Origin of the sequence: Aphanothece microscopica RSMan92 (assembly GCF_046613545.2) — a bacterium.
GTDB lineage: Bacteria > Cyanobacteriota > Cyanobacteriia > PCC-6307 > Cyanobiaceae > NIES-981.
The window spans coordinates 1-528 of record NZ_JBKKKY020000411.1; the positions used below are offsets into that span (position 1 = coordinate 1).

Genomic DNA, 528 nt, shown 5'->3' on the forward strand with positions numbered 1-528 from the left:
TCGATCGCCTGCTCATCCTGCTGCCCGATGCCTGGGACGAATACCGCGACCGGGGCCTGGCGTGGGCCGAGATGGGCGATGCCCGCCTGGCGGTGCAGGACCTGCAGACCTTCGTGGAACACGCCGAGGACACGCTCGAGCGCGACGCCATCGGGCGCCGGCTGGAGGAACTGCGGCGCGACTGCCCCTGAAGGCCTGATTGTTTCCCTGTGTAAGCGTCGATTGACGCCCGCTGCGACTTGGTCCAACATCTGCGCCCGTCTGGCATCCCGACCAGCGCAACACGGAACATCGCCCCATGAAGATGAAAAACATCCTGCATCGACTGCTGATCGTCGCCCTCGTGCCGGCACTGACCCTGGTGTCCCTGCCGGTTCGCGCACAGGCCGGCCTGATCTCCACAGAGGAGGTGGTCGCCGATGCCGGCGGCCAGGCAGCCCGTGACAAGGTGGCTGACTTCCTGGCCCGTGACGATGTCCGGCAGGCCCTGGAGGGCCACGGTGTCGCAGGCGACGAGGCGCTCGAGCG

2 protein-coding genes are annotated in these 528 nt (G+C 67.6%); both read left to right on the forward strand.

The features are described 5' to 3' along the window. Positions 1–191 (forward strand): tetratricopeptide repeat protein (locus ACLD7X_RS18280; RefSeq protein WP_411425109.1); only part of this gene is annotated, 191 nt, incomplete at its 5' end. Between the two features lie 107 nt (positions 192–298). Continuing rightward, the coding region (locus tag ACLD7X_RS18285) for a PA2779 family protein (protein ID WP_411425110.1) at positions 299–528 on the forward strand (230 nt) is incomplete at its 3' end.